At 63.3% G+C, this 23,663-nt stretch carries 19 protein-coding genes, 2 pseudogenes and 1 riboswitch; of the genes and pseudogenes, 15 read left to right on the top strand and 6 right to left on the bottom strand.

All coding sequences use genetic code 11. From position 1 onward, the window contains the following. Positions 1 to 39: 39 nt before the first annotated feature. The 3 genes from ACIPW4_RS07735 to ACIPW4_RS07725 form a co-directional block, all read right to left on the bottom strand. On the bottom strand, positions 40 to 624 hold the full coding sequence (locus ACIPW4_RS07735) for a TMEM165/GDT1 family protein (protein ID WP_400656365.1): 585 nt from the start codon (positions 622 to 624) through the stop codon (positions 40 to 42). Positions 625 to 712: 88 nt separating this feature from the next. After that, positions 713 to 833, bottom strand: a riboswitch (yybP-ykoY riboswitch). Positions 834 to 872: 39 nt separating this feature from the next. Beyond that, positions 873 to 1,871, bottom strand: coding sequence for a methyltransferase (locus tag ACIPW4_RS07730; protein WP_400656362.1), 999 nt, complete (start codon positions 1,869 to 1,871; stop codon positions 873 to 875). Positions 1,872 to 1,934: 63 nt separating this feature from the next. Then, positions 1,935 to 2,900 (bottom strand): 2-hydroxyacid dehydrogenase, encoded by a 966-nt coding sequence (locus ACIPW4_RS07725; RefSeq protein WP_400656360.1) that lies wholly within the window; start codon positions 2,898 to 2,900, stop codon positions 1,935 to 1,937. Between the two features lie 162 nt (positions 2,901 to 3,062). On the opposite strand from ACIPW4_RS07725, the gene ACIPW4_RS07720 reads away from it, so the two are divergent. The 10 genes from ACIPW4_RS07720 to ACIPW4_RS07675 all read left to right on the top strand — a co-directional run bounded on the left by ACIPW4_RS07720 (position 3,063) and on the right by ACIPW4_RS07675 (position 16,084). Beyond that, the gene (locus ACIPW4_RS07720; RefSeq protein WP_400656358.1) at positions 3,063 to 4,745 is read left to right on the top strand and encodes a fatty acid--CoA ligase; all 1,683 of its coding nucleotides are present in this window, start codon (positions 3,063 to 3,065) and stop codon (positions 4,743 to 4,745) included. 327 nt (positions 4,746 to 5,072) lie between these two features. After that, on the top strand, positions 5,073 to 6,959 hold the full coding sequence (locus ACIPW4_RS07715; protein ID WP_400656356.1) for a DUF1302 domain-containing protein: 1,887 nt from the start codon (positions 5,073 to 5,075) through the stop codon (positions 6,957 to 6,959). Positions 6,960 to 6,984: 25 nt separating this feature from the next. Further along, positions 6,985 to 8,349, top strand: a complete 1,365-nt coding sequence (locus tag ACIPW4_RS07710; protein WP_400656354.1) for a DUF1329 domain-containing protein — start codon at positions 6,985 to 6,987, stop codon at positions 8,347 to 8,349. A gap of 252 nt (positions 8,350 to 8,601) precedes the next feature. After that, positions 8,602 to 11,319 carry a LuxR C-terminal-related transcriptional regulator gene (locus ACIPW4_RS07705; protein WP_400656352.1) on the top strand — a complete coding sequence of 906 codons (2,718 nt, stop codon included), beginning with the start codon at positions 8,602 to 8,604 and terminating at the stop codon, positions 11,317 to 11,319. 162 nt (positions 11,320 to 11,481) lie between these two features. Continuing rightward, positions 11,482 to 13,089: a tetratricopeptide repeat protein gene (locus ACIPW4_RS07700; RefSeq protein ID WP_400656351.1), complete on the top strand. Its 1,608-nt coding sequence runs from the start codon at positions 11,482 to 11,484 to the stop codon at positions 13,087 to 13,089. After that, positions 13,086 to 13,778 (top strand): sensor histidine kinase, encoded by a 693-nt coding sequence (locus tag ACIPW4_RS07695; RefSeq protein WP_400656350.1) that lies wholly within the window; start codon positions 13,086 to 13,088, stop codon positions 13,776 to 13,778. Before ACIPW4_RS07700 ends, ACIPW4_RS07695 begins: the two co-directional genes overlap by 4 nt. A 167-nt stretch (positions 13,779 to 13,945) precedes the next feature. After that, positions 13,946 to 14,224, top strand: a complete 279-nt coding sequence (locus tag ACIPW4_RS07690) for an AbrB/MazE/SpoVT family DNA-binding domain-containing protein (RefSeq protein ID WP_400656348.1) — start codon at positions 13,946 to 13,948, stop codon at positions 14,222 to 14,224. Continuing rightward, positions 14,221 to 14,568, top strand: a complete 348-nt coding sequence (locus ACIPW4_RS07685) for a type II toxin-antitoxin system ChpB family toxin (RefSeq protein ID WP_400656346.1) — start codon at positions 14,221 to 14,223, stop codon at positions 14,566 to 14,568. Before ACIPW4_RS07690 ends, ACIPW4_RS07685 begins: the two co-directional genes overlap by 4 nt. A gap of 22 nt (positions 14,569 to 14,590) precedes the next feature. Next, positions 14,591 to 15,235, top strand: coding sequence for an MBL fold metallo-hydrolase (locus ACIPW4_RS07680; protein WP_400656344.1), 645 nt, complete (start codon positions 14,591 to 14,593; stop codon positions 15,233 to 15,235). Positions 15,236 to 15,358: 123 nt separating this feature from the next. Further along, on the top strand, positions 15,359 to 16,084 hold the full coding sequence (locus ACIPW4_RS07675) for an OmpA family protein (RefSeq protein ID WP_400656342.1): 726 nt from the start codon (positions 15,359 to 15,361) through the stop codon (positions 16,082 to 16,084). A 36-nt stretch (positions 16,085 to 16,120) separates the two neighbouring features. Here the strand turns inward: ACIPW4_RS07675 and pta are convergent, their stop codons facing one another. Then, positions 16,121 to 18,208, bottom strand: coding sequence for a phosphate acetyltransferase (pta, locus tag ACIPW4_RS07670; RefSeq protein ID WP_400656339.1), 2,088 nt, complete (start codon positions 18,206 to 18,208; stop codon positions 16,121 to 16,123). Between the two features lie 30 nt (positions 18,209 to 18,238). Beyond that, positions 18,239 to 18,540: pseudogene (locus ACIPW4_RS07665) on the bottom strand (DUF3565 domain-containing protein). On the opposite strand from ACIPW4_RS07665, the gene ACIPW4_RS07660 reads away from it, so the two are divergent. The 3 genes from ACIPW4_RS07660 (at position 18,539) to ACIPW4_RS07650 (ending at position 20,880) form a co-directional block, all read left to right on the top strand. After that, positions 18,539 to 19,024 (top strand): peptidylprolyl isomerase, encoded by a 486-nt coding sequence (locus tag ACIPW4_RS07660; protein WP_400656337.1) that lies wholly within the window; start codon positions 18,539 to 18,541, stop codon positions 19,022 to 19,024. The pseudogene ACIPW4_RS07665 and the gene ACIPW4_RS07660 sit on opposite strands and share 2 nt — an antisense overlap. 145 nt (positions 19,025 to 19,169) lie before the next feature. Beyond that, a complete protein-coding gene (locus tag ACIPW4_RS07655) occupies positions 19,170 to 19,652 on the top strand; it encodes a glutathione peroxidase (RefSeq protein ID WP_400656335.1) in 483 nt (160 codons plus the stop codon). A 124-nt stretch (positions 19,653 to 19,776) separates the two neighbouring features. After that, positions 19,777 to 20,880, top strand: coding sequence for an NADH:flavin oxidoreductase (locus tag ACIPW4_RS07650; RefSeq protein WP_400656333.1), 1,104 nt, complete (start codon positions 19,777 to 19,779; stop codon positions 20,878 to 20,880). Here the strand turns inward: ACIPW4_RS07650 and ACIPW4_RS07645 are convergent. Then, positions 20,849 to 22,063 (bottom strand): glycosyltransferase family 4 protein, encoded by a 1,215-nt coding sequence (locus tag ACIPW4_RS07645; protein ID WP_400656331.1) that lies wholly within the window; start codon positions 22,061 to 22,063, stop codon positions 20,849 to 20,851. The genes ACIPW4_RS07650 and ACIPW4_RS07645 overlap by 32 nt on opposite strands. Positions 22,064 to 22,150: 87 nt before the next feature. Between ACIPW4_RS07645 and ACIPW4_RS07640 the strand changes: the two are divergent. Then, positions 22,151 to 23,017 (top strand): annotated as a pseudogene (locus tag ACIPW4_RS07640) (PAS domain-containing protein); the annotation flags it as partial. Between the two features lie 108 nt (positions 23,018 to 23,125). Beyond that, entirely contained in the window at positions 23,126 to 23,557 is a 432-nt protein-coding gene (locus ACIPW4_RS07635) for a methyl-accepting chemotaxis protein (RefSeq protein ID WP_400656465.1), read from the top strand. The last annotated feature ends 106 nt before the right edge of the window (positions 23,558 to 23,663 follow it).

Here is a 23,663-nt window from a genome sequence, read left to right as displayed (position 1 = left end):
TGACCCGCGAATGGGCGCAAAGCGCCCCCGCTTTCAGCATTACCCCACCCAGCCACTGGTCTTCATCGCCGAGTACACGGCCACGATCGCCAGTACGAAGAATGCAGCAGCCGCCAGGCGACGAATCAGCGTCAGCGGCAGCTTGTCTGCAGCGAAGTTACCCGCCAGCACCACCGGCACGTTGGCAATCAGCATGCCCAGGGTCGTCCCGACGATGACCAGGATCAGGTGCGGGTACTGGGCTGCCAGCATCACCGTGGCGACCTGGGTCTTGTCACCGATTTCGGCCAGGAAGAACGCGATCAGGGTCGTCAGGAACGGTCCGAAGCGGCGTGCCGGGTTCTCGTCATCGTCCATCTTGTCTGGCACCAGCGTCCACAGCGCAGTGGCGGTGAAGCTTGCGGCAAGCACCCAGTGCAACACCGACTCGGTAAAGAAACTGCCGACCCAGGCACCCACCGCACCGGCTGCAGCATGGTTGGCCAGGGTGGCGGCGATGATGCCGGCGATGATTGGCCAAGGCTTGCGAAAGCGTGCAGCGAGGATGAGCGCGAGCAATTGCGTCTTGTCGCCGATTTCGGCCAAGGCAACGATTGCAGTGGGGACCAACAGTGATTCCAGCATCAGGATTCCTACGGGGGCGGGTCGACACGGCTATGACACGTACAGCCTTCCCGCCCCGGGTAAGGTGTGCGTGTCATAGGTCTTGTCAAACCCCGGACCTGTCTGTGCAGGTCGCTGGGTCGCACGCGCCATGGCCTGTGGGCCAAGTATGTTGACGCGTACCGGGCGAGCAGGGTGCTCGCGGGAGACTACTCCCCTAGGACGGTGCGGATTCTGCCTAGCCGAAACGGTTTCGGCAAGCCCTGTTTCTAACTGCGTGTGGCGCGATAGATGCGGAAGCCATCGGCTTCGGCGCAGGTCTGGCAGTTGCCCAGGGCGCCCTCGATCAGTGGTTGATAGCGCAGGAAGCTATTCGCCACGAGGCGCATTTCGCCACCTTTTCGAAGATGTTGCCCTGATTTTTTCAGCAGGTTTTCCGACGCCTGGTAATTGGTGTGCACCCCGGTATGGAACGGTGGGTTGCTCAGGATCACGCTCAGGTCGGCGGGTGCGGCATCGATGCCATCGCCGCAGATGACTGCGCCCTCAAGGCTGTTGGCCGCCAGCGTCAGGCGGCTGGCGGCTACGGCGAAGGCATCGACATCCAGCAGGGTCACCCGGCTCTGTGGATAACGGCGTTTGACCGTGGCACCGAGCACCCCGGCGCCACAGCCGAAGTCCAGTACATGGCCGCCTGGCAGGTTGTCCAGGTGCTTGAGCAACAGGGCGGTGCCGCGGTCGAGGCGGCCGTGGCTGAACACGCCTGGCAGGCTCACTACCTGCAGCGGGCCGTCTTCGAGGTCGAGCGTGAAGCGCTCGGCCAGGCTTTCCAGGGGTTTGGCTTGCGGGACGTTGTCCACGGTCACCTGCCAAAGCTGGCAATGCCGGGCGCTGTCCAGCTTGCGCGGTTTGCCGAAAGCCTGCAGCTGCTTGGCTGCGCCTTCGATGCCGCCACGCTTTTCCCCCACCAGGTACAGTTCGCGGCCAGCCAGGCGGGATGCCAGTGCATTGAGCAGGTAGGCCGCCAGTTCCCGGGACTTGGGCAGGAACAGCACGGCTGCCTCGAAGGCAACCGGCGGCACCTCGACGCCGAAGTGACTGCGCCCGGCGAAGCGGCTGTCGAGCATGGCCTGGTCACCGGCATGCCAGGCCCAGCCATGGGCCTGGGGCAATTGCCCGAGCAGGCCATCGGCGGGGGCGCCAGCGAGCAGCAGCGGGCCCTGGAACAGCTCTGCCTGGCGGAGCAACACTTCACTGCGCGGGTCCATGGACGACGCCTCCTGAAAAAGTGGCGCAGTTTAGCAGAGCCGAGTGCGGGATTGAGCCGGCGCTTAGCTGACCACGCGACGGGGCTGGCCTTCGAAGAATGCCTTGGCGTTTTCACTGAGCTGGCCGACGATGCGCTGGCGCGACTCCACCGCACCCCAGGCGCTGTGCGGGGTGATCAGCAGGCGCGGGATGCCTTTTTCCAGCAGCGGGTTGCCATCGACCGGCGGCTCGACGCTCAGCACATCGGTGGCGGCGCCGCCCAGGTGGCCATTGCGCAGGGCGTCGGCCAGGGCCTGTTCGTCGATCAGGCCGCCACGGGCGGTGTTCACCACCAGCGCGCCCCTTTTCAGCAGGGCCAGTTCGCGGGCACCGATCATGTGCCGGGTATGCTCGTTGAGTGGGCAGTGCAGGGTCAGCGCGTCGACCTGTGGCAGCAGTTCGTCCAGCGCCAGGCGATCATGACGGGCCGGGCGGCCGGGGATCTGCCCGCTCAGCACGCGCATGCCAAAGGCTTCGGCCAGCCGCGCCACTGCGCCGCCGAGTTCGCCATGGCCGAGCAGGCCGAGTGTCTTGCCCTCCAGTTCGACGATCGGGAAATCCAGCAGGCAGAACTGGCTGGCCTTGGCCCACTGGCCATCGGCAACCGCCTGGTTGTAGTCGCACAGGCGCGTGGCCAGGGCCAGCAGCAGGGCGAGGGTGTGCTGGGCCACCGACGGTGTGCCGTAGCCCTGGCAGTTGCAGACGGTGACGCCCTGGGCGCGGGCCGCTGCCAGGTCGACATTGTTGGTGCCGGTCGCGGCCACCAGGATGAGCTTCAGCTGCGGGTTGGCGGCCAGTGTGGCGGCATCGAGCATGACTTTGTTGCTGACCACCGCGACAGCGCCCTGCAGGCGTTCGGCGACCTGCTCCGGGCGAGTGGCGGCAAACAGTTCGAACTCTTCGAACTGCTGCTGCAACGGCGACAGGTCGAGGTCGCCAAGGTCCAGGGATTGGTGATCGAGAAACACGGCACGGCGCAGGCTGGGCATCTGGAGAAGCTCCGGTGGCGGGGCAGGGGTTGGTCCATCACCCGCACAATGCCACTCATACCTCGCACAGCCAAATCATTCCTTCGGCTGATTTGACCGTCACATTGAGCTACTACAGTAGTTCCAGACTTGTCCGGCATGCTTTTCAAAAAAGGGACCACCATGTTGCAGACCCGCATCATCAAGCCCGCCGAGGGCGCCTATGACTTCCCTCTGTTGATCAAACGTCTGCTGATGTCCGGCAGCCGCTACGAAAAGACCCGCGAGATCGTCTACCGCGATCAGCTTCGCCTGACTTATCCACAGCTCAACGAGCGCATTGCCCGCCTCGCCAACGTGCTCACCGAGGCGGGGGTCAAGGCCGGGGACACCGTGGCGGTGATGGACTGGGACAGCCACCGCTACCTGGAATGCATGTTCGCCATCCCGATGATCGGCGCGGTGGTGCACACCATCAACGTGCGCCTGTCGCCCGAACAGATTCTCTACACCATGAACCACGCCGAAGACCGCTTCGTGCTGGTCAACAGCGACTTCATCGGCCTTTACCAGGCCATCGCCGGGCAACTGACCACGGTGGACAAGACCGTGCTGATCACCGATGGCCCGGACAAGACCGCCGAGCTGCCGAACCTGGTCGGCGAATACGAGCAACTGCTTGCTGCCGCCAGCCCGCTCTACGACTTCCCGGATTTTGACGAAAATTCGGTGGCCACCACCTTCTACACCACTGGCACCACCGGCAACCCCAAGGGCGTCTATTTCACCCACCGCCAGCTGGTGCTGCATACCCTGGCCGAGGCTGCAGTGACCGGCAGTATCGACAGCGTGCGCCTGCTCGGCAGCAACGACGTGTACATGCCGATCACGCCGATGTTCCACGTGCATGCCTGGGGCATCCCCTACGCGGCAACAATGCTTGGCATGAAGCAGGTCTACCCAGGCCGCTACGAGCCGGACATGCTGGTCAAGCTGTGGCGCGAAGAGAAGGTCACTTTCTCGCACTGTGTGCCGACCATCCTGCAGATGCTGCTCAACTGCCCATCCTCCCAGGGTGAGCATTTCGGTGGCTGGAAGATCATCATCGGCGGCAGCGCGCTCAACCGGGCGTTGTATGAAGCGGCGCTGGCCCGGGGCATCCAGCTGACGGCGGCGTATGGCATGTCCGAAACCTGCCCGCTGATTTCCGCCGCGCACCTGAATGACGAACTGCAGGCCGGCAGCGAGGATGAGCGCGTCAGTTACCGCATCAAGGCCGGCGTGCCGGTGCCGCTGGTGGAAGCGGCGATCGTCGATGGCGATGGCAACTTCCTGCCGGCCGATGGCGAGACCCAGGGTGAACTGGTGCTGCGTGCGCCGTGGCTGACCATGGGTTACTTCAAGGAGCCGGAAAAGAGCGAGGAGCTGTGGCAGGGCGGCTGGCTGCACACCGGTGACGTCGCCACCCTCGACGGCATGGGCTACATCGATATCCGCGACCGCATCAAGGACGTGATCAAAACCGGTGGCGAGTGGATCTCCTCGCTCGACCTCGAAGACCTGATCAGCCGCCATCCGGCCGTGCGCGAGGTAGCGGTGGTAGGGGTCGCCGACCCGCAATGGGGCGAGCGCCCGTTCGCGCTGCTGGTGGTGCGCGACGACAAGGCAATCGACGCCAAGGCGCTCAAGGAGCATCTCAAGCCTTTCGTCGAGCAAGGGCACATCAACAAGTGGGCCATTCCCAGCCAGATCGCCGTTGTTACTGAAATTCCCAAGACCAGTGTCGGCAAACTCGACAAGAAGCGCATCCGCCAGGACATCGTGCAGTGGCAAGCCAGTAACAGCGCCTTCCTGTCTACCTTGTAAGCGTGCCGCAGGTCGCGCGCGACAGAACGCGACCCGCGTGCTAGACAGTCTGAAGCCTTGCCAAACGAAAAAAATCGGCCATGCTTCAGCACGGCCAATCGCTGCCGGGGAAACACCGGGACGATTTGGCAGCCGGTGCGCAAATCACACTTTAGAGGGATCAAGCACCTGAGCCTGCTGGCTATAGTCGGGGCCAGGGGATCTTCAGGAATGGGGGAGAGCGGTACGCGCAAGACGTACCGCTGCAGGGCAACCTGCATACCGGTCGCTCGGGCCGTTTCTGAAAGGACTCACTGCCATAACAATAAAGTACATGGAGTAGCGTCGATGAAATCTGCAAATCCGTTCTGGCGCCGGGCCAAGTTGCCCCTGGCCGTCAGCCTTGCTTCCACGCTCGCAAGTCCTGCTTTCGCTGTCAGTTTCAACATCGGTGAAATCGAAGGCCAGTTCGACTCGTCGCTCTCCGTCGGGGCCAGTTGGTCTACCGCCAATCCCAACAAGAACCTGATCGGGGTGAACAACGGTGGCAAGGGTCTGTCGCAGACTTCCGACGACGGCCACCTGAACTTCAAGAAGGGCGAGACGTTCTCGAAGATCTTCAAAGGCATCCATGACCTCGAACTCAAGTACGGCGACACTGGTGTGTTCGTGCGCGGCAAGTACTGGTACGACTTCGAGCTCAAGGACGAAAGCCGCGAGTTCAAGGACATCAGCGACTCGGGCCGCAAGGAGGGCGCCAAATCCTCAGGGGCCCAGCTGCTCGACGCCTTCGTGTACCACAACTATTCGATCGGCGATCAGCCAGGCTCGGTACGCCTCGGCAAGCAGGTGGTGAGCTGGGGTGAAAGTACCTTCATCGGTGGCGGCATCAACTCGATCAACCCGATCGACGTGGCCGCCTTCCGCCGCCCGGGCGCCGAGATCAAGGAAGGGCTGATTCCCGTCAACATGTTCTACATCTCGCAGAGCCTGACCGACAATCTGTCGGCCGAGGCCTTCTACCAGATCGAGTGGGACCAGACCGTCGTTGACAACTGCGGCACCTTCTTCTCGCAACCCGACATCATCGCCGACGGCTGTACCGACAACCTGCGCGTACTCAACAGCAGCCGCACGGTGCCGGCAGCGGCCCAGCAGTTTCTCGCCACTCGCGGCGTGAACATCAACGAAGAGGGCGTGATGGTCGCCCGCGGTGCCGACCGCGACGCCCGTGACAGCGGCCAGTTCGGCGTGGCCATGCGCTACATGTTCGAGCCGCTGGACACCGAATTCGGTGCCTACTTCATGAACTACCACAGCCGTGCACCGATTTTCAGCGCCACCGGCGCATCGCCTTCGGTGTTCGCCGGCCTGAGCCAGCTGCCCGCACAGCTGCGTGCCCTGGCGCCGCTGATCGTGGCGGGCAACTCCAAATACTTCGTCGAATACCCCGAAGACATTCGCCTGTATGGCCTGAGTTTCTCCACCACGCTGCCCACCGGCACTGCCTGGAGCGGTGAAATCAGCTACCGGCCAAATGCTCCGGTGCAGTTGAACACCACCGATATCCTGTTTGCCGGCGTGCGTCCGATTGGCGGCGCATTGACCAATGCCTCGTTGCTCACCGGCACCCCAGGCCAGGACCTGAACGGCTATCGTCGCAAGGAGATCACCCAGTTCCAGACCACCCTGACCCACTTCTTCGACCAGGTGATGGGCGCCAGCCGCATGACCGTGGTCGGTGAAGTCGGCGTCACCCATGTGGGTGGCCTGGAGAACGCCCACGATACCCGCTACGGCCGTGACCCGGTGTTCGGCCCTGGTCCGCTGCCAGCGACCGGCGGCGCCGACACCTGCCAGGCGCTCAACGCGAGCACCATCGCCGGTGCCGGTGCTGGTGCGTCGACCACCAACCTCAACCGCAAGTGCGAAAACGACGGCTACACCACCAGCACCTCCTGGGGTTACCGCGCCCGGGTCATCTGGGACTACAACGACGTGTTCGCCGGGGTCAACCTCAAGCCCAACGTGGCCTGGTCCCATGACGTATCCGGTTACTCGCCGGGCCCTGGCGGCAACTTCGAGGAAGGGCGCAAGGCGGTCAGCCTGGGCCTGGATGCCGAGTACCAGAACACCTACACCGCCAGCCTGTCGTACACCAACTTCTTCGACGGCAAGTACAGCACCGTGGATGATCGCGACTTCGTCGCCCTCAGCTTCGGCGTGAACTTCTAAGAACCTTGATCCAGGACGACACGAGATGAACAAGACCAGAAGTCTGCTGCAAGCCGGTGTACTGGGCCTGTCCCTGCTGGCGACCAGCGTCATGGCTGCGGTTTCCGCCGATGAAGCGGCAAAACTGGGCAGCACCCTGACCCCGATGGGCGCGGAAAAGGCCGGTAACGCCGATGGTTCGATCGGCCCGTGGGAGCCACTGTCGAAGACCGCAGGCAGCGTCGATGCCAAGGGTTTCCTTGCTGACCCGTACGGCAGCGACAAGCCGCTGTTCACCATCACGGCGCAGAACGCCGAGCAGTACAAGGACAAGCTCTCGCCAGGCCAGCTGGCGATGCTCAAACGCTACCCGGATACCTTCAAGATCCCGGTGTACAAGACCCACCGTGGCTCCACGGTGCCAGACGATGTATTTGCCGCGATCAAGAAGAACGCCACCGCGACCACCCTGGTCGAAGGCGGCAACGGCCTTAACAACTTCCAGACCGCCGTACCTTTCCCGATCCCGAAAAGCGGCCTGGAAGTGATCTGGAACCACATCACCCGCTACCGTGGCGGCAGCGTGACCCGCCTGGTGACCCAGGCCACGCCGCAGCAGAACGGCTCGTACAGCCTGGTGTACTTCCAGGACCAGTTCGTGTTCCGTGATCGCATGAAGGACTACGACCCGAACAACCCGGGCAACATCCTGTTCTACTTCAAGCAGGAGGTGACCGCCCCGGCACGCCTGGCCGGTACCGTGCTGCTGGTGCACGAGACCCTCGACCAGGTCAAGGAACCGCGCAAGGCATGGATCTACAACGCCGGCCAGCGCCGTGTGCGCCAGGCCCCGCAAGTGTCGTACGACGGCCCGGGTACTGCGGCCGATGGCCTGCGCACCTCGGACAACCTGGACATGTACAACGGTGCGCCGGACCGCTACGACTGGAAGCTCGAAGGCAAGAAGGAGATGTACATCGCCTCCAACGCCTTCATGCTGGATGACCCCAAGCTCAAGTACGCCGACATCCTCAAGGCCGGGCACATCAACCAGGACCTGTCGCGCTATGAGCTGCGTCGGGTGTGGCATGTGGTCGCGACGCTCAAGCCGGGCCAGCGCCACATCTACGCCAAGCGTGACTTCTACATCGACGAGGACACCTGGCAAGCTGCAGTGATCGACCAGTACGACGGTCGCGGCCAGTTGTGGCGCGTGTCCGAGGCCCATGCCCAGCCGTATTACAACGTGCAGGTGCCGTGGTACACCCTTGAAGCCATCTACGACCTGCAGTCGGGCCGCTACCTGGCCCTGGGCATGAAGAACGAAGAGAAGCGTGCCTACGACTTCGGCTTCACTGCCAGCAAAGCCGATTTCCAGCCAGCCGCCCTGCGCCAGTCGGGTATCCGTTGAGCTGAAACTCTGCAACTCCGTGTGACCTCCCAGAACGCCCCGGCTTGCCGGGGCGGTTCTGTTTCAGCGGCCGATAAGGCCGATGAATACCTCGCCAAAGCCCCGCCCCAGCCCATACCCATCGGCCATGTTGCTTTTTGTCGCAGTCTTTTACGGACAGATGGCGCCCATTATCTTCAAATGCGTTGCATTACCCGCTAGTCTCGCAAACATCCGTACCGCCGTAAGTCTTACCAACAGAACGAGCCGGCCATGACAGATCTGTCCCGTACGCATGGAATCGCCAGCCAGGCCCTGGGCCTGCTGGACGGGCGTTTCTTCCGGCCACCGCAGCCGGACGGCCACGTGCCGCGTGCGCGACTGTGCCAGCGCCTCCAAGGTGGCCTTGGCGGGCGCCTGTTGCTGGTCAACGCCCCCGCCGGCTTTGGCAAAAGCTCCCTGGCCATCGAGTTCTGCGAGTCGCTGCCCGACCATTGGCGCAGCCTCTGGCTCGGCCTGAGCCAACGGGACGCTGACCCAGGTCGTTTCCTCGAGCGCCTGCTCGAAGGCTTGCAGCAATATTGCCCGGCACTGGGCGGCCAGGCCATGGGCCTGCTGAAGATGCGCCAGCGCCACCAGCCCTTTGCCTTCGAAGAATGGCTCGACAGCTTGCTCGACGAACTGGCGCTTTACCTTCAGGCCGATACGCCCTTGCTGTTGGTGCTGGACGATTACCACCTGGCTCAGGGGGCGGTACTCGATCGCTGTCTGCAATTTTTCCTCAATCACCTGCCCGCAGGCCTGGTTCTGCTGGTGACCAGCCGCCAGCGCCCGGACTGGCACCTGGCGCGGTTGCGCTTGTCACGGCAGTTGACCGAACTCACTGAGCAGGACCTGCGCCTGACCGCCGAAGAGTCTCTGGCGGTGATTGGTCGGCAACCCTCTGGGCTGCGTGGGCAGGCGCTCGACAACCTGATACAGCGCAGCGACGGCTGGGTGGCCGGGCTGCGCTTCTGGCAGTTGGCAGCCACTGAAGCCGGTGACGAGCATGCCTTGCCCCAGGCGCTGTACGGCGGTGAAGGGTTGATCCGCGACTACTTGCTGGAAGAAGTCATCGAGATGCTGCCGGCGGATGTGCAGGCGTTTCTGTTCGACACGGCTTGCCAGGAGCGCTTCTGCGCCGCGCTGTGCGATGCACTGCGTGACCGTAACGACAGTGAAGAGATCCTGCGTTATCTGCAGGCGCATCAGGTGTTTCTGGTGCCACTGGATGAGCACGGTCACTGGTATCGCTACCATCACCTGTTCTCCGACCTGTTGCGCAGCCGCCAGTCCAGCGAACCGCTGGTTCGCCTGCAACTTCGCGCCTGCCGCTGGTTCCAGGCCCAGGGGTTGCTCGACGAGGCGGTGGAGCAGGCATTGCGCGCCGGGCACCTCGATGTTGCCGCTAACCTCGTGCAGAGCCTGTCCGAGGAACAACTGCTGGCTGAACAGAACGTCGGCATGCTGTTGCGCTGGAAAATGGACTTGCCCGACAGCCTGCTGATCAGCACGCCGCGGTTGATCGTGCTGTACAGCTGGGCGCTTGGCCTGGCTTGCCAACTGGATGCCGCAGAGGAACTGGCCAGTTACCTCAGTCGCTTCCTGCCTGCGCCTTCCGCCACTGCACAGAAGTCGATGCTGGCGCAGTGGCTGGCCCTGAGCGGGGTCATTGCCCGTGGCCGTGGTGACCGCGAGCGGACCCTGGCCTACTGCGGCGAAGCGCTGCAGAGCCTGCCGAGCAAACGTTACGGTCAACGCCTGGTGTGCTTGTCGACGCTGTCCAACCTGGCCATTGCCGATGGCGATTTCTGGCGTGCGCGCGGCTGGAACCGCGAAGCGCTGGAGCTGGCGCAGCGTGTCGGCAACCCGTTGTTCGAGGCGTTGGCGCATTACGACCGTGCGCGGGTGCTGCATGCCCGCGGCGAGGTATTGCGAGCACTGGATGAAGTGCGTCAGGGTCTGCAACGCCTGCAGGGGTTGTCGGCACAGCGGCTGTATGCGGTGCGGGCGCGGCTGACCCTGTACGAGGGTTACCTGCTGGTGGCGCGCCTGCAACCTGTGCAGGGGCGTGCGCGCTTGCGCGCGGGGCTTGGCGAGGCGCGCGCCTGCCGTGACATCAGCGTGCTCATCGGTCATTGCGTGATTGCCTCGCTCGATGGCCGCGAGGGCCAGTACGCCGAAGCATTCGCCGAGCTGGCCGAAGCAGAGCGGCTGATGCACATCTGGGATGTGCCGCCGATCTTCTACCTGGCGATGATCACCCTGGTGAAGTGCGAGCTGTGGCTCGCCCAGGGCCGTACCGACCTCGCCGAATCCTGGCTGCTGCGCCTGGGCCAGACTTACGGTGGTGAGCACCCGGCGGCGGCGCCAGAGTTCCACCCGTTGTTGCCTCTGCATATCGAACTGCAGCAGGCGTTGCTCGAGCGTGTGCAGCGGCGCAGCGAAGACGCCGTGACACGGCTGTGTGCCCTGGCCGAGCGCGGGCAGGCCAGTGGCGGCATGATGCTCACCTTGCACGCACTGTCGCAGTGGATCGACCTGTCGTTGAGCGAGGGGCGTGAAGCGCAGGCAGTGCAGTTGCTGCCCATGGCCTTGAGCGCAGCCCGGGGAGGGGTGATGCAACCTTTCCAGCGGCTGATCGAATTGCACCCTGCATGGTTGCGTGAACAGTTGCTTGGGCAACCCGCCTGCCATGCTCAGGCCGAACTGCTGACCCGCCTGCCGTCGCCGGCGACGCCCGCAGGCAGCGCCGCCGAGGCGTTGAGCGGTCGAGAATTGGCGGTGCTCGAATTGATCGCCCAAGGCTGTTCCAACCAGCAGATCAGCGAGCGGCTGTTCATCTCGCTGCACACCGTCAAGACCCACGCCAGCCATATCAACAGCAAGCTCGGAGTGGAGCGCCGCACCCAGGCGGTGGCCCGGGCCAAGGCGTTGGGCATGCTGTCCTGAAGGTAGCTGCAAGGGGCATGGCGCTATAAAATGATGGCTCTTGGCTATCGCCTGGGCGCTGCATGCTCAACCCTCATCTTTCCTGAGTGGCTGCCGATACAGGTTTCGGCGGTATGCATCGCCTCGCGCCATCCACCCATCTACCCAATACAGGTCGTGTTGATGCTGCAGTACGGGCAAAAAAACTTTCTGATCGTCGACGACTTCACCGACTTTCGCACGTCGACCCGTTCCATGCTGCGCGAACTGGGCGTGCGCGATGTGGATACCGCTGACAGCGGTGAGCAGGCCCTGCGCATGTGCGGCCAGAAGCGCTATGACTATGTCCTCCAGGACTTTCATCTCGGCGACGGCAAGAAGAACGGCCAGCAAGTCCTTGAGGATCTGATCCTCGACAAACTGATCAGCCACGAATGCGTGTTCATCATGGTCACTGCCGAGAGCAGCCAGGCCATCGTGCTCAGTGCCCTCGAGCACGAGCCCGATGCCTACCTGACCAAGCCGTTCAACCGCGTGGGCCTGGCCCAACGCCTGGACAAGCTGACCCAGCGCAAGACCCTTCTCAAGCCGATTCTGCAGGCCCTCGACCGTGGTCGTCCGGCCGAAGTGCTGGCCGCCTGCGCCGAGCTGTGCAAGAAGGACCCGCGTTTTGCGCCGTTGTGCCTGCGCTATCGTGCCGATGCGCTGCGCGACCTCAACCGCTTCGATGAACTGGAGAAGTTTCTCAAGGGTATCCTCGCCAGCCGCCCGCAACCCTGGGTGTATTCGGCGCTGGGCAGCCTCATGCACAAGCGTGGGCAGAACGCCCAGGCCCAAGGCGTGTATGAACAGGCGCTCAAGGCATTCCCGATCATGCCCGGGCTGTATGACGGCATGGCCGAAGTGCTGGTCGCACAGGGCGAAACCAAGCGTGCCCAGAGCATGCTCGAAGAAGCGGTGCGCTTGTCGCCTCTGGCCGTGCGCCGGCAGGCCGCGCTGGGCAAGCTGGCATTGGATAACGAAGACTTCGAAAGCGCTTCCAAGGCCTTCCGCCATGCGGTGAGTCAGGGGCAGAGTTCGCGCTACAAGGATGCCGAAAGCAACCTTGGGCTGGTCCAGGCGCTGATGAGCAAGAACGCAGGCTTCGGCCTGGATGCCCGTGCCCGGGTCGAAATCAACACCGTGCTGAGCGAAGTGGCCAAGGACAACATCGAAGACCAGGGCCTGCAAGTGCGTGCCCGGCTGATGAAGGCCGCCAGCCTGCAGCAGGCAGGCGACCCCGAGACCGCCGCCAAGCTCACCGAGCAGGCCATGCAGCGGCTGGAGAAAATGGACCAGTTCTTCTCGGTCGAGGCTGCGTTGACCGTGGCCAGGCAATTGCAGTCGCTCGGCCAGGAAGCGGCCGGCGGCAACATCCTCAAGGGTTGCGTGGAAACCTACGGCGACGACCCCAAGGTCATGCAGAGCGTGGCCAAACTGACTGACGACCCGGCGGTACTCGGTGCGGTCACCGAAGCCGTCGATCTCAACCGTCAGGGGGTGCGCAGCTACCAAGCCGGGCAACTCAACGAAGCCTTGCAGATGTTCCGCAAGGCGCTGTCGCTGCAACCGAAGAACATCAGCATTGCGCTCAACACGGCGCAAGCCCTGCTGCGCATCGGTGGCGAGGTGACACCGCCGGCGATCGAGCAAGAATGCCGCGACTGCCTGACCCGCGTGGCGGGCATCCCGACCAGCGACAGCCGCTACGACCGCTACCGCAAACTGCATATCAAGGTCTTCGGCGCATGAGTCAGGATAACCAGGGGCTGGATTTTTCCACGGTGATCGCCTCCACCGTGCATGACCTGAAGAACTCGCTGTCTGCGCTGATCCAGTCCCATGACCAATGGCTGGCACGGCTGCCTGAAGAGTGGCGCTGCGGTACCGAGCAAGGAGTGATCGAGCATGAGTTCCGCCACCTCAATGGCATGCTGGTGCAGTTGCTGGGGCTGTACAAGCTGGGGGTGAACCAGCTGCCGGTGTGCCCGGACTACCACGAACTGGATGACTTCATCGAGGCGCAACTGGCGGCCCACCAGGAAGTGCTGCAGCACAACGACATCCTCGCCACCTGGCGCGTCGACACCGACAATCCGTTGGGCTTCTTCGATCGCGAACTGGTGGCTTCGGTCATCGCCAACGTGGTCACCAACGCCACCCGTTATGCCGGCCATGCGTTGTTGATCAGCATTGGCGAGGAAGACGAGCAGCTGGTCATCAGCGTCAACGACGACGGCCCCGGTTACCCGGCGCGGATGCTCGAGCGCCAGCAGGATTACGTGCAGGGCATCGATTCGCAGAGCGGCAGCACCGGGCTCGGGCTGTATTTCGCGGCGCGAATTGCGGCGTTGCATGAGCGTAACGGCGTGCGCGGGCGGATCGAGATCGCCAATGGTGGGGCGCTTGGGGGCGGGTTGTTCAGGTTGTACTTACCATGAGTAGCGTGCTTCGAATGTTGAGTACTTTGCAGTTTTGAGGGTTTTTCCCAAGGTCTAGTAGGAAAATTCCTAGGCGTATTGTCTGCTCTGTTTTCGATGGCCTCTGAGTGGCAGTGTAGATACGAGGTTTCTACATTTCACTTGCAATCGACAGGAGGGTTTCTACTATGTATCTACCTTGGGAGATACTCATGCAGATCAAGATTCAGCAATGGGGCAACAGTGCGGCTATCCGTTTGCCGGCCGCTGTGCTCAAGCAGATGCGCCTCGGCGTTGGCTCGACATTGAGCCTGGATGCAGCAGGAGAGACCCTGGTCCTCAAGCCCGTCAGGCCCAAGCCGAAGTACACGCTAGAAGAACTGATGGCTCAATGTGATTTGAACGCGCCGGAGCCTGAGGATATGGCTGAGTGGAACGCAATGCGCCCAGTGGGGCGTGAGGTGTGAAGCGGGTCAAGTTCGCCAGGGGCGATATTGTTCGGGTCAACCTGGATCCTACCGTTGGACGAGAACAGCAAGGCAGCGGGCGTCCAGCCCTCGTGCTTACCCCTGCTGCCTTTAACGCGTCCGGTCTGGCTGCGATCGTGCCAATTTCTCGAGGCGGTGACTTTGCCAGGCATGCAGGTTTTGCTGTCACCCTCAGTGGCGCGGGCACGCTGACGCAAGGTGTGTTGTTGTGCAACCAGATTCGTACGGTGGACCTCGACGCCAGAGGCGCCAAGCGTGTCGAGTCGGCTCCTGAAGTTGTTATTCTTGATGCATTAGCACGCGTTCAAACCCTGTTCGAATAACCGGTTGCTTTTGAATTCACTCATGGAAAATGCATCCACAGCGCTGATCCGCGAAACCTTCCCCGTAGGCCCCCTGCAGTGCAACTGCACGCTGATCGGCGACCCGGTCAGCAAGAAGGCCATCGTCGTGGACCCAGGCGGCGACCCGGACAAGATCCTCGCCCGCCTGCAGGCCCATGGTCTGGCCCTGGTGAGCATCATCCACACCCATGCGCATTTCGACCATTTCCTCGCTTCGGGCAAGCTCAAAGAGCTCACCGGCGCCACCTTGCACCTGCACAAGCAGGACCAGGTGCTGTGGGACAACCTGGAGATGCAATGCCAGATGTTCGGCGTCCCCTATACCCCGGTGCCGTCGCCAGACCACTGGCTTGGCGATGACGAGGAACTTGCCTGCGGTTGTGGCGTGGCGCTGCACACGCCAGGGCACACTCCGGGCTCGATGAGTTTCTGGTTCGCCGATGCCAAGTTGCTGATCGCAGGCGACACCCTGTTCCGCCGTGGCATCGGCCGCACCGACCTGTGGGGCGGCGACCAACGCGCCATCGTGCGTTCGATCAAGGAGCGGCTGTATCGCCTGGACGAAGATGCCATCGTGGTCACCGGACACGGGCCGGATACCCGACTGGGCGACGAGATGCGCGAGAACCCTTTCGTTCGCGCCTGAGTCGCCTACCATGCGCCGGCATGAAAAGCCTTTCATGGAATTTTTCCGTATCTTTGCGTTCGAAGCCTGGCATCGATCCCTCTGCGATCTGCCGCACATACGAATTTTTGTAGGAGCTTGTCCATGTTCACCATGCGTCGTCTGATTATCGTCGCAACCGCTGCAGCCCTGATCACCGGCTGCGCCGGGCAGAATCCATACAACAGCCAAGGCCAGGCTCAGGGTGAGTCCACGGGGATGAGCAAGACCGCCAAGTACGGCGGCCTGGGCGCGCTGGCCGGTGCCATCGCCGGTGCTGCCATCGACCACAACAACCGTGGCAAGGGCGCGCTGATTGGCGCCGCCGCAGTCGGTGCCGCCGCTGCTGGTTACGGCTACTACGCCGACAAGCAGGAAGCCGAGCTGCGCGCGAAAATGGCCAATACCGGCGTCGAAGTTCAGCGCCAGGGCGACCAGATCAAGCTGATCATGCCAGGCAACATCACCTTTGCCACCGACTCGGCCAACATTTCGTCGAGCTTCTACAGCCCGCTGAACAATCTGGCCAACTCGTTCAAGTCGTTCAACCAGAACACCATCGAAGTGGTCGGCTTCACCGACAGCACCGGCAGCCGCCAGCACAACATGGACCTGTCGCAGCGCCGTGCCCAGGCCGTCAGCACCTACCTGACTTCGCAGGGCGTGGATGCTTCGCGGGTGTCGGTACGTGGCATGGGCCCGGACCAGCCGATCGCCAGCAATGCCGACGCCAATGGCCGCGCACAGAACCGCCGTGTAGAGGTCAACCTGAAGCCTATTCCGGGCCAGCAGTATGACCAGCAACAGGGCCAGGTTCAGCAGTACCCCTGATTGATCGCCGGGGCCGCAAAGCGGCCCCCAATGATTTCAGCGGGTAACGCTGGCCTGAATGGCAGTCAGGGCGATGGTATGCACGATATCGTCCACCTGCGCTCCGCGTGGCAAGTCGTTCACCGGCTTGCGCAACCCTTGCAGCATCGGCCCCAGGCTGACCCCGTCGGTACTGCGCTGCACCGCCTTGTGGGTGGTGTTGCCGGTGTTCAGGTCAGGGAACACGAACACCGTCGCACGCCCGGCCACCTGGCTTTCAGGGGCCAGCTGGCGAGCGACCTGCGGGTTGGCAGCGGCGTCATACTGCAGCGGCCCGTCGATCAGCAGCCCTTGCTTCGCGCTCTGTGCCAGGCGCGTGGCTTCGCGCACTTTCTCCACTTCCTCGTCACTCGCCGAATCGCTCGAGTAGCTGATCATCGCCACCCGTGGCGCGATGCCGAAGGCCTGCGCCGACTCGGCGCTCTGCCGGGCGATTTCGGCCAGTTCGCTGGCGCTGGGGTGCGGGTTCATCACGCAGTCGCCGTACACCAGTACCTGTTCGGGGAACAGCATGAAGAACACCGACGACACCAGGCTGGCACCGGGTGCGGTCTTGATCAGCTGCAGGGCCGGGCGAATGGTGTTGGCGGTGGAATGCACCAGGCCCGAGACCAGGCCATCCACCTCGTCCAGGGCCAGCATCATGGTGCCGATCACCACCGGGTCTTCAAGCTGTTGCTCGGCCATTGGCGCGTTGAGGTTCTTGCTCTTGCGCAGGTTGACCATCGGCTCGACATAGCGCCCGCGAATCAACTCGGGGTCGATCACTTCCAGGTCCGGCGGCAGGGTAATGCCTTGCGCACGGGCCACGGCTTCGACCGCCTCGGGCTTGGCCAGCAGCACGCAACGGGCGATTCCACGCGCCTGGCAGATGGCTGCGGCCTGTACCAGCAGCGGCTCGGCGCCTTCCGGCAGGACAATGCGCTTGTTGGCCTGCTGCGCCCGCTGGATCAGCTGGTAACGAAACACCGCTGGCGACAGGCGCATCTCCCGTGGCGTGCCGCAACGTTGGTGCAGCCAGGCGGCGTCCAGGTGGCTGGCGACGAAGTCGGTGATGAATTCGGCCCGGTCTCGATCGTCCACCGGGATTTCGCGGTTCAGCGAGTTGAGCAGGTTGGCGGTGTCGTAGGAGCCGGTGCTCACCGACAGAATCGGCAGGCCGGCCTGCAGGGCGCCACGGCACAGGCCGAGGATGCGTGCATCGGGCTTGCTGTCGCTGGTCAGCAGCAGGCCAGCCAGGGGCACGCCGTTGATGGCGGCCAGGCTCACGGCCAGGATGATGTCATCGCGATCGCCCGGGGTCACCACCAGGGTGCCCGGGGTCAGCAGTGGCACGGTATTGGCGACGGTGCGGGCGCAGATGATGATCTTGTTCATCCGCCGTTGCTCGTAGTCGCCGGCGTTGAGCACCTGGGCGCCGAGCAGTTCGGCCACGTCGCGGGTGCGCGGGGCGTTCAGCTCGGGCTGGTAGGGAATGCAGCCGAGCAGGCGAAAGTCGTTGCCGCGCAGCAGCGGCGAATGTTCGCGCAGGCGGGTGGCGAAGTCGGCCATGCTTTCGTCGGTGCGCACTTTGTTGAGGATCACCCCCAGCACCTTTGGATCGCGTGGGCCGCCGAACAACTGGGCCTGCAACTCGACCCGTCCGGAAAGCTCGCTGAGCACTTCGTTTTCCGGGGCCGAGACCAGGATCACTTCGGCATCCAGGCTCTTGGCCAGGTGCAGGTTGACCCGCGCCGCATAGCTGGCGTGGCGGGTCGGGACCATGCCCTCGACCACCACCACGTCATTGCCGACGCAGGCCTGCTGGTAAAGGCGGATAATCGCTTCGAGCAACTCATCCAACTGGCCATCGCCAAGCATGCGCTCGACCTGGGCCAGGCTCAGTGGAATGGGTGGCCTGATGCCGTGGGTGCGGGCAACCAGTTCGGTGGAGCGCTCCGGGCCCGTGTCGCCGGGGTGCGGCTGGGCAATCGGCTTGAAGAAGCCGACCTTGAGCCCGGCGCGCTCCAGGGTGCGCACCAGGCCCAGGCTGATGGAAGTCAGGCCGACACCAAAGTCGGTCGGCGCAATGAAAAATGTCTGCATGCGTGCTTCTCGAATAAGCGGTGCAAGGGATCAACGCTCAAGGGTAGCGCTATCGGCACCCTGTGCGCACCAGCCACAGGCGAATGCCTGGCCGATGCGCCCGGCGCGCTGCCCGGCATCGAGCACCCACGGCGTGCCTGCCACGGTGGCTGGTGGCGCAGGTGCTGGGTGTGGCCGCAGGACAGCTCGACCACCCAGTGGCCTTCTTCGTCCTGGTGAAAGCCGGTGATCCGACTGATGGGTCGCCCCTCGTCCGCGTTGCGGTCGCAATCGGGCGATGCCTTGGTTACACTTGTCCGCTCTACATACTTTTGCAAAAGGTCTTGCCCCATGCTGATCGCCGCCAACAAGGCTGTCTCCATCGACTATACCCTGACCAACGACGCCGGGGAGACCATCGACAGCTCCGCCGGCGGTGCGCCGCTGGTTTACCTGCACGGTGCCGGCAACATCATCCCAGGCCTGGAAAAAGCCCTGGAAGGCAAGCAGGCCGGTGATGAGCTGGAAGTTGCCATCGAGCCGGAAGACGCCTACGGCGAATACTCGGCCGAACTGGTCAGCACCCTGAGCAGCAAGATGTTCGAAGGTGTCGACCAGCTGGAAGTCGGCATGCAGTTCCACGCTTCGGCGCCGGACGGCCAGATGCAGATCGTCACCATCCGCGATATCGACGGCGACGACGTTACCGTTGACGGCAACCACCCGCTGGCTGGCCAGCGCCTGAACTTCAAGGTCAAGGTTGTCGACGTGCGCGACGCCAGCGATGAAGAAATCGCTCACCGTCACATCCACGGTGAAGGTGGCCATCACCACTGATTTTCTGCGCTAAGCTCAGAAAGTCGCCAGGCGCTCGGACAAGCTGGCATGCCTCCCAACAGGGGGCGCGCGGCTTGGAAGAGCGCCTTTTTAGTGGGCGCAATTCGCCCCCAGCGGCAAACGGGAACCTGAGAGGGGATTCATCATGAGTGCATTTCACGACCTGACGTTGAAGGCGCTGAACGGCGAAGACCTGCCCCTGGCACCGTTCAAGGGCCAGGTGGTGCTGGTGGTCAATGTCGCCTCCAAGTGCGGTTTGACGCCGCAATACGCCTCGCTGGAAAAACTCCAGCAGCAGTTCAAGGGCAAGGGTTTCAATGTGCTGGGCCTGCCCTGCAACCAGTTCGCCGGCCAGGAGCCGGGCAGCGAAAAGGACATCCAGGAATTCTGCAGCCTGAACTACGGCGTGAGTTTCCCGCTGGGCGCCAAGCTGGAGGTCAACGGCCATGACCGTCATCAGCTGTACCGGCTGCTGGCGGGGGAGGGGGCGGAGTTCCCTGGCGATATCACCTGGAACTTCGAGAAGTTCCTGGTGGGCAAGGATGGCCGGGTACTGGCGCGTTTTGCCCCACGAACGGCACCGGATGATCCGACCGTGGTGCAGGCAATAGAAAAAGCGCTGACCTGATCTTTAGCCGGGGTGCGAAGCACCCCCGGCGATACCCCAGAATCACCCAGATCAATAATGCTGGGCCCCACTTCTCACTGCCCCTAACCTCAGGCGCATTTCCTCCCTCAGACGGAAGCGCCCCATGTCCAGCAACCCCCTTTTCCAGCCTTTCACCCTCGGCGCGCTCGAGCTGCCGACCCGTGTCGTCATGGCGCCCATGACCCGTACCTTCTGCCCAGGTGGCGTGCCACACGCTGGCGTGGTCGAGTATTACCGCCGGCGTGCTGCGGCCGGCGTGGGGCTGATCATCACCGAGGGCACCACGGTCGGGCACAAGGCAGCCAATGGTTACGCCAATGTGCCGCGCTTCCATGGTGCAGATGCGTTGGCGGGCTGGAAGCAGGTGGTCGACGCGGTGCATGCCGAAGGAGGCCGCATTGTGCCGCAGCTGTGGCATGTGGGCACGGTGCGCCGCCTGGGTACCGAGCCGGACGCCAGCGTGCCGGGTTACGGGCCGAGCGAAAAGGTCAAGGACGGCCAGGTACTGGTGCATGGCATGACCCGTGACGATATTCGTGAAGTGATCGCCGCCTTTGCACAGGCGGCTCGCGATGCCAAGGCCATCGGTATGGATGGCGTAGAGATCCATGGTGCTCATGGCTATCTGATCGACCAGTTTTTCTGGGACGCCAGCAACCGTCGCAGCGATGAATATGGTGGTGACCTGGCCGGCCGTTCGCGCTTTGCCATCGAGCTGATCCAGGCCGTACGCGCCGCTGTGGGCCCGGACTTCCCGATCATCTTCCGCTTCTCGCAATGGAAACAGCAGGACTACAGCGCGCGCCTGGTGGAAACGCCGCAAGCACTGGCAGCGTTCCTCGAGCCGCTATCGACGGCGGGTGTGGATATCTTCCACTGCTCGACCCGGCGCTTCTGGGAGCCGGAGTTCGAAGGTTCCGAGCTGAACCTGGCCGGCTGGACTCGAACCCTCACCGGCAAACCGAGCATCACCGTCGGCAGCGTGGGTCTTGATGGCGAATTCCTGCAGTTCATGGTCGCCACCGACAAGGTCGCCAAGCCCGCCAGCCTCGAAGGTCTGCTGCGACGCCTCGGCGATGAAGAATTCGACCTGGTAGCGGTTGGCCGCGCATTGCTGGTGGATGCCGAATGGGCGCAGAAGGTGCGCGAAGGGCGTGAGGCGGACGTGCTGCCGTTCAGCCGCGAGGCGTTGACGACCCTGGCTTGATCGCCAGTGCGGAGCCTGCCGGCCGGGTGCTGGCAGGTGCCGTGTAGCAGGCGTTGAACAGGTGCGACTCGAACTGTTCGACGATCGCCGGCCAGCCTTGGCGGCTGGCATGCTGGCGGGCGTTCAGGCGAACCCGGCGCAGGGTCTCGCTTTCTTCCAGCAGCCAGCAGGCGGCATCGATGAACGCGCACTGGTCACCGGGCATCGCTAACGCGCCGCTGTGGCCATGGCGGATATGCTGGGCTGCGGCAGCTTCGTCATAGGCGACCACGGCCAGCCCCGAGGCCATGGCCTCGAGCACCACGTTGCCGAAGGTTTCGGTAAGGCTCGGGAACAGGAACAGGTCGCCGCTGGCGTAGTGTTCGGCCAGCGCTTCGCCGCGCTGAGCGCCGCAGAACAGCGCATCCGGCATCTGCTGTTCAAGGGCCGCTCGCTGAGGGCCATCCCCCACCACGACCAGGCGCAGGCGCCGCTGTGGATAAGTTTTCTGCAAGGCCTGCATGGACGGTTGCAACAGCGCCAGGTTCTTTTCCGCCGCCAGGCGCCCGACGTGCAGCACGGCGATGTCGTCTGGGCCAAGCCCCCAGGCCTCGCGTAAGGCCTGGCTGCGCCGGGCAGGGTTGAACAGGCCTGCATCGACGCCCCGGGCCATCAGGGCCAGGCGCTCGAAGCCGCGGCGTTCCAGCTCCAGGCGCTGGCTGACGCTGGGGACCAGGGTGGCGGCAGTGCGCCGATGGAACCAACGCAGGTAATGGGTGAGCAGCCGCGCCAGCAGGCCGAGGCCGTACTGGCCGGAGTATTGCGGGAAGTTGGTGTGGAAACCGCTGACCACGGCCACCCCCAGGCGCCGTGCTGCGCGCAGGGCACTGAGGCCCAATGGCCCTTCGGTCGCGATATACAGCACGTCAGGGCGCTGCCTGCGCCAGCGGCGCAGCAGCTTGTGCATCGACACCTCGCCCCACTGCAGGCCAGGGTAACCGGGCAGTGCCCAGCCACGGCAGAGCAACAGGCCTTGGTCGTCACCCGCCGGTGCCTCATTGGCTTGCCGTGGGCGCACGATTTCCACCTGATGGCCACGCTCTCGCAAACCTTCGCTGAGGCGGCCAAGGGTATTGGCCACACCGTTTATTTCGGGCGGGAAGGTTTCGCTGACAAGTGAGATGCGTAGGGCAGGTGTATTCATGACAAAAAGTTTCCACCTGCTGCGTTGCGCTCACATGACAGCTTTGTGACGTGCAGGTGACGCCTGATTTTCGGTAGCTGGAACTCTATGAACTTTTCTTTTCAAGGTGCTCAAGCGGCGCGCGTTGCAGCCGATGAAGATGCATCAAATTCGGCGCGTGGCGCTTGGGGAGCGGTGATGTTCAACAGCAAGCTCAAGAAAGAAATTCAGCAACTGCGCGAAGAGCTGATAGCGATCGAGCAGGTCAAGAACAGCCTCGACAGCGAGATGCTGGTGCTGCAGCTCGACCCCAAGGGCCGCATCGAGCAGGTCAACGGCAACTTCGAGAGCGAGATGCTCTACCGTGCCGAGCAACTGATCGGCCGCAACATCGAAGACATCGTGCCGGCGCACGTGAAGAAACTCGATTTTTACCAGCGCATGAAAACCGCCATCAGCCGTGGCGAGCACCTCAATGGCGCGTTCCGCCTGCTGCGCGGCAATGGCAAAGAGGCGTGGCTGCGTTCCATCCTGCAGCCGGTGAAGACTGCGGACGGACGTATCAGCCACTTCTCCATGCATTCCAGCGACCTGACCCGTACCATCGAAACGTCTCGTGAGCACGAGAGCCTGATCAAAGCGCTGATGCGCTCCACTGCCGTGATCGAATTCAACCTCAATGGCGAGGTACTTACGGCCAATGACCGTTTCCTGCAGACAGTGGGATACAGCCTGGAACAGGTACGCGGCAAGCATCACCGCCTGTTCTGCGAGCCGGAGGAAGCCAGCTCGGCGGGTTATCAGGCATTCTGGGACAAACTGCGCCGGGGCGAATACGTGGCAGACCGTTTCAAGCGGATCGACGCCCACGGCCGCACGATCTGGCTGGAAGCTTCCTACAACCCGATATTCGATGCCCAGGACGTGCTGTACAAGGTGGTCAAGTTCGCCACGGTGATCACCGACCAGGTCAACCAGGAGAAGGCTGTCGCGCAGGCCGCCGACATCGCCTACAACACCTCGCTGGAAACCGACAGCAGCGCCCGCAAGGCGACTGAAGTGGTGACCCAGACTGTGGAGGTGATGCGTGGGCTGGAGGGTTCCATGCAGGACGCTGCCGAGGGCATCCAGGCACTGGACAAGCAGTCGAAGGTGATTGGCGCGATCATCAAGACCATCAGCGACATCGCCGGGCAGACCAACCTGTTGGCGCTCAATGCTGCCATCGAGGCCGCCCGCGCCGGCGAGCAGGGCCGTGGCTTCGCCGTGGTCGCCGACGAAGTGCGGCAGCTGGCCTCGCGTACCAGCAGCGCCACCGAAGAGATTGCCAAGGTGGTGCAGCAGAACGAGCAACTGGCTCAGGCGGCGGTGGACATCATCGATACCAGCAAGCGCCAGGCCGAACAGGGGCTGGCGCTGGCGGCGGATACCGGTGGGGTGATCGTCGAGATTCAAGATGGGGCGAAGAAGGTGGTGGATGCGGTGGGGCAGTTTTCCAGTCAGTTGAGTCATTGATTGGGGCTGGGGGCTCGCCTTGAGGTTTTTCAGCGCCTGTGAGACCGAGCGCCGCGCGGGCGGCGCTCGGTCTCAATGCCGACAAATCCCTCCAGCCCTACTCAGC

Source organism: Pseudomonas sp. NPDC089996, assembly GCF_044748405.1.
GTDB lineage: Bacteria > Pseudomonadota > Gammaproteobacteria > Pseudomonadales > Pseudomonadaceae > Aquipseudomonas.
The sequence above is the reverse complement of the archived record's forward strand: the minus strand, read 5'-3'. Positions and strand labels throughout refer to the sequence as shown.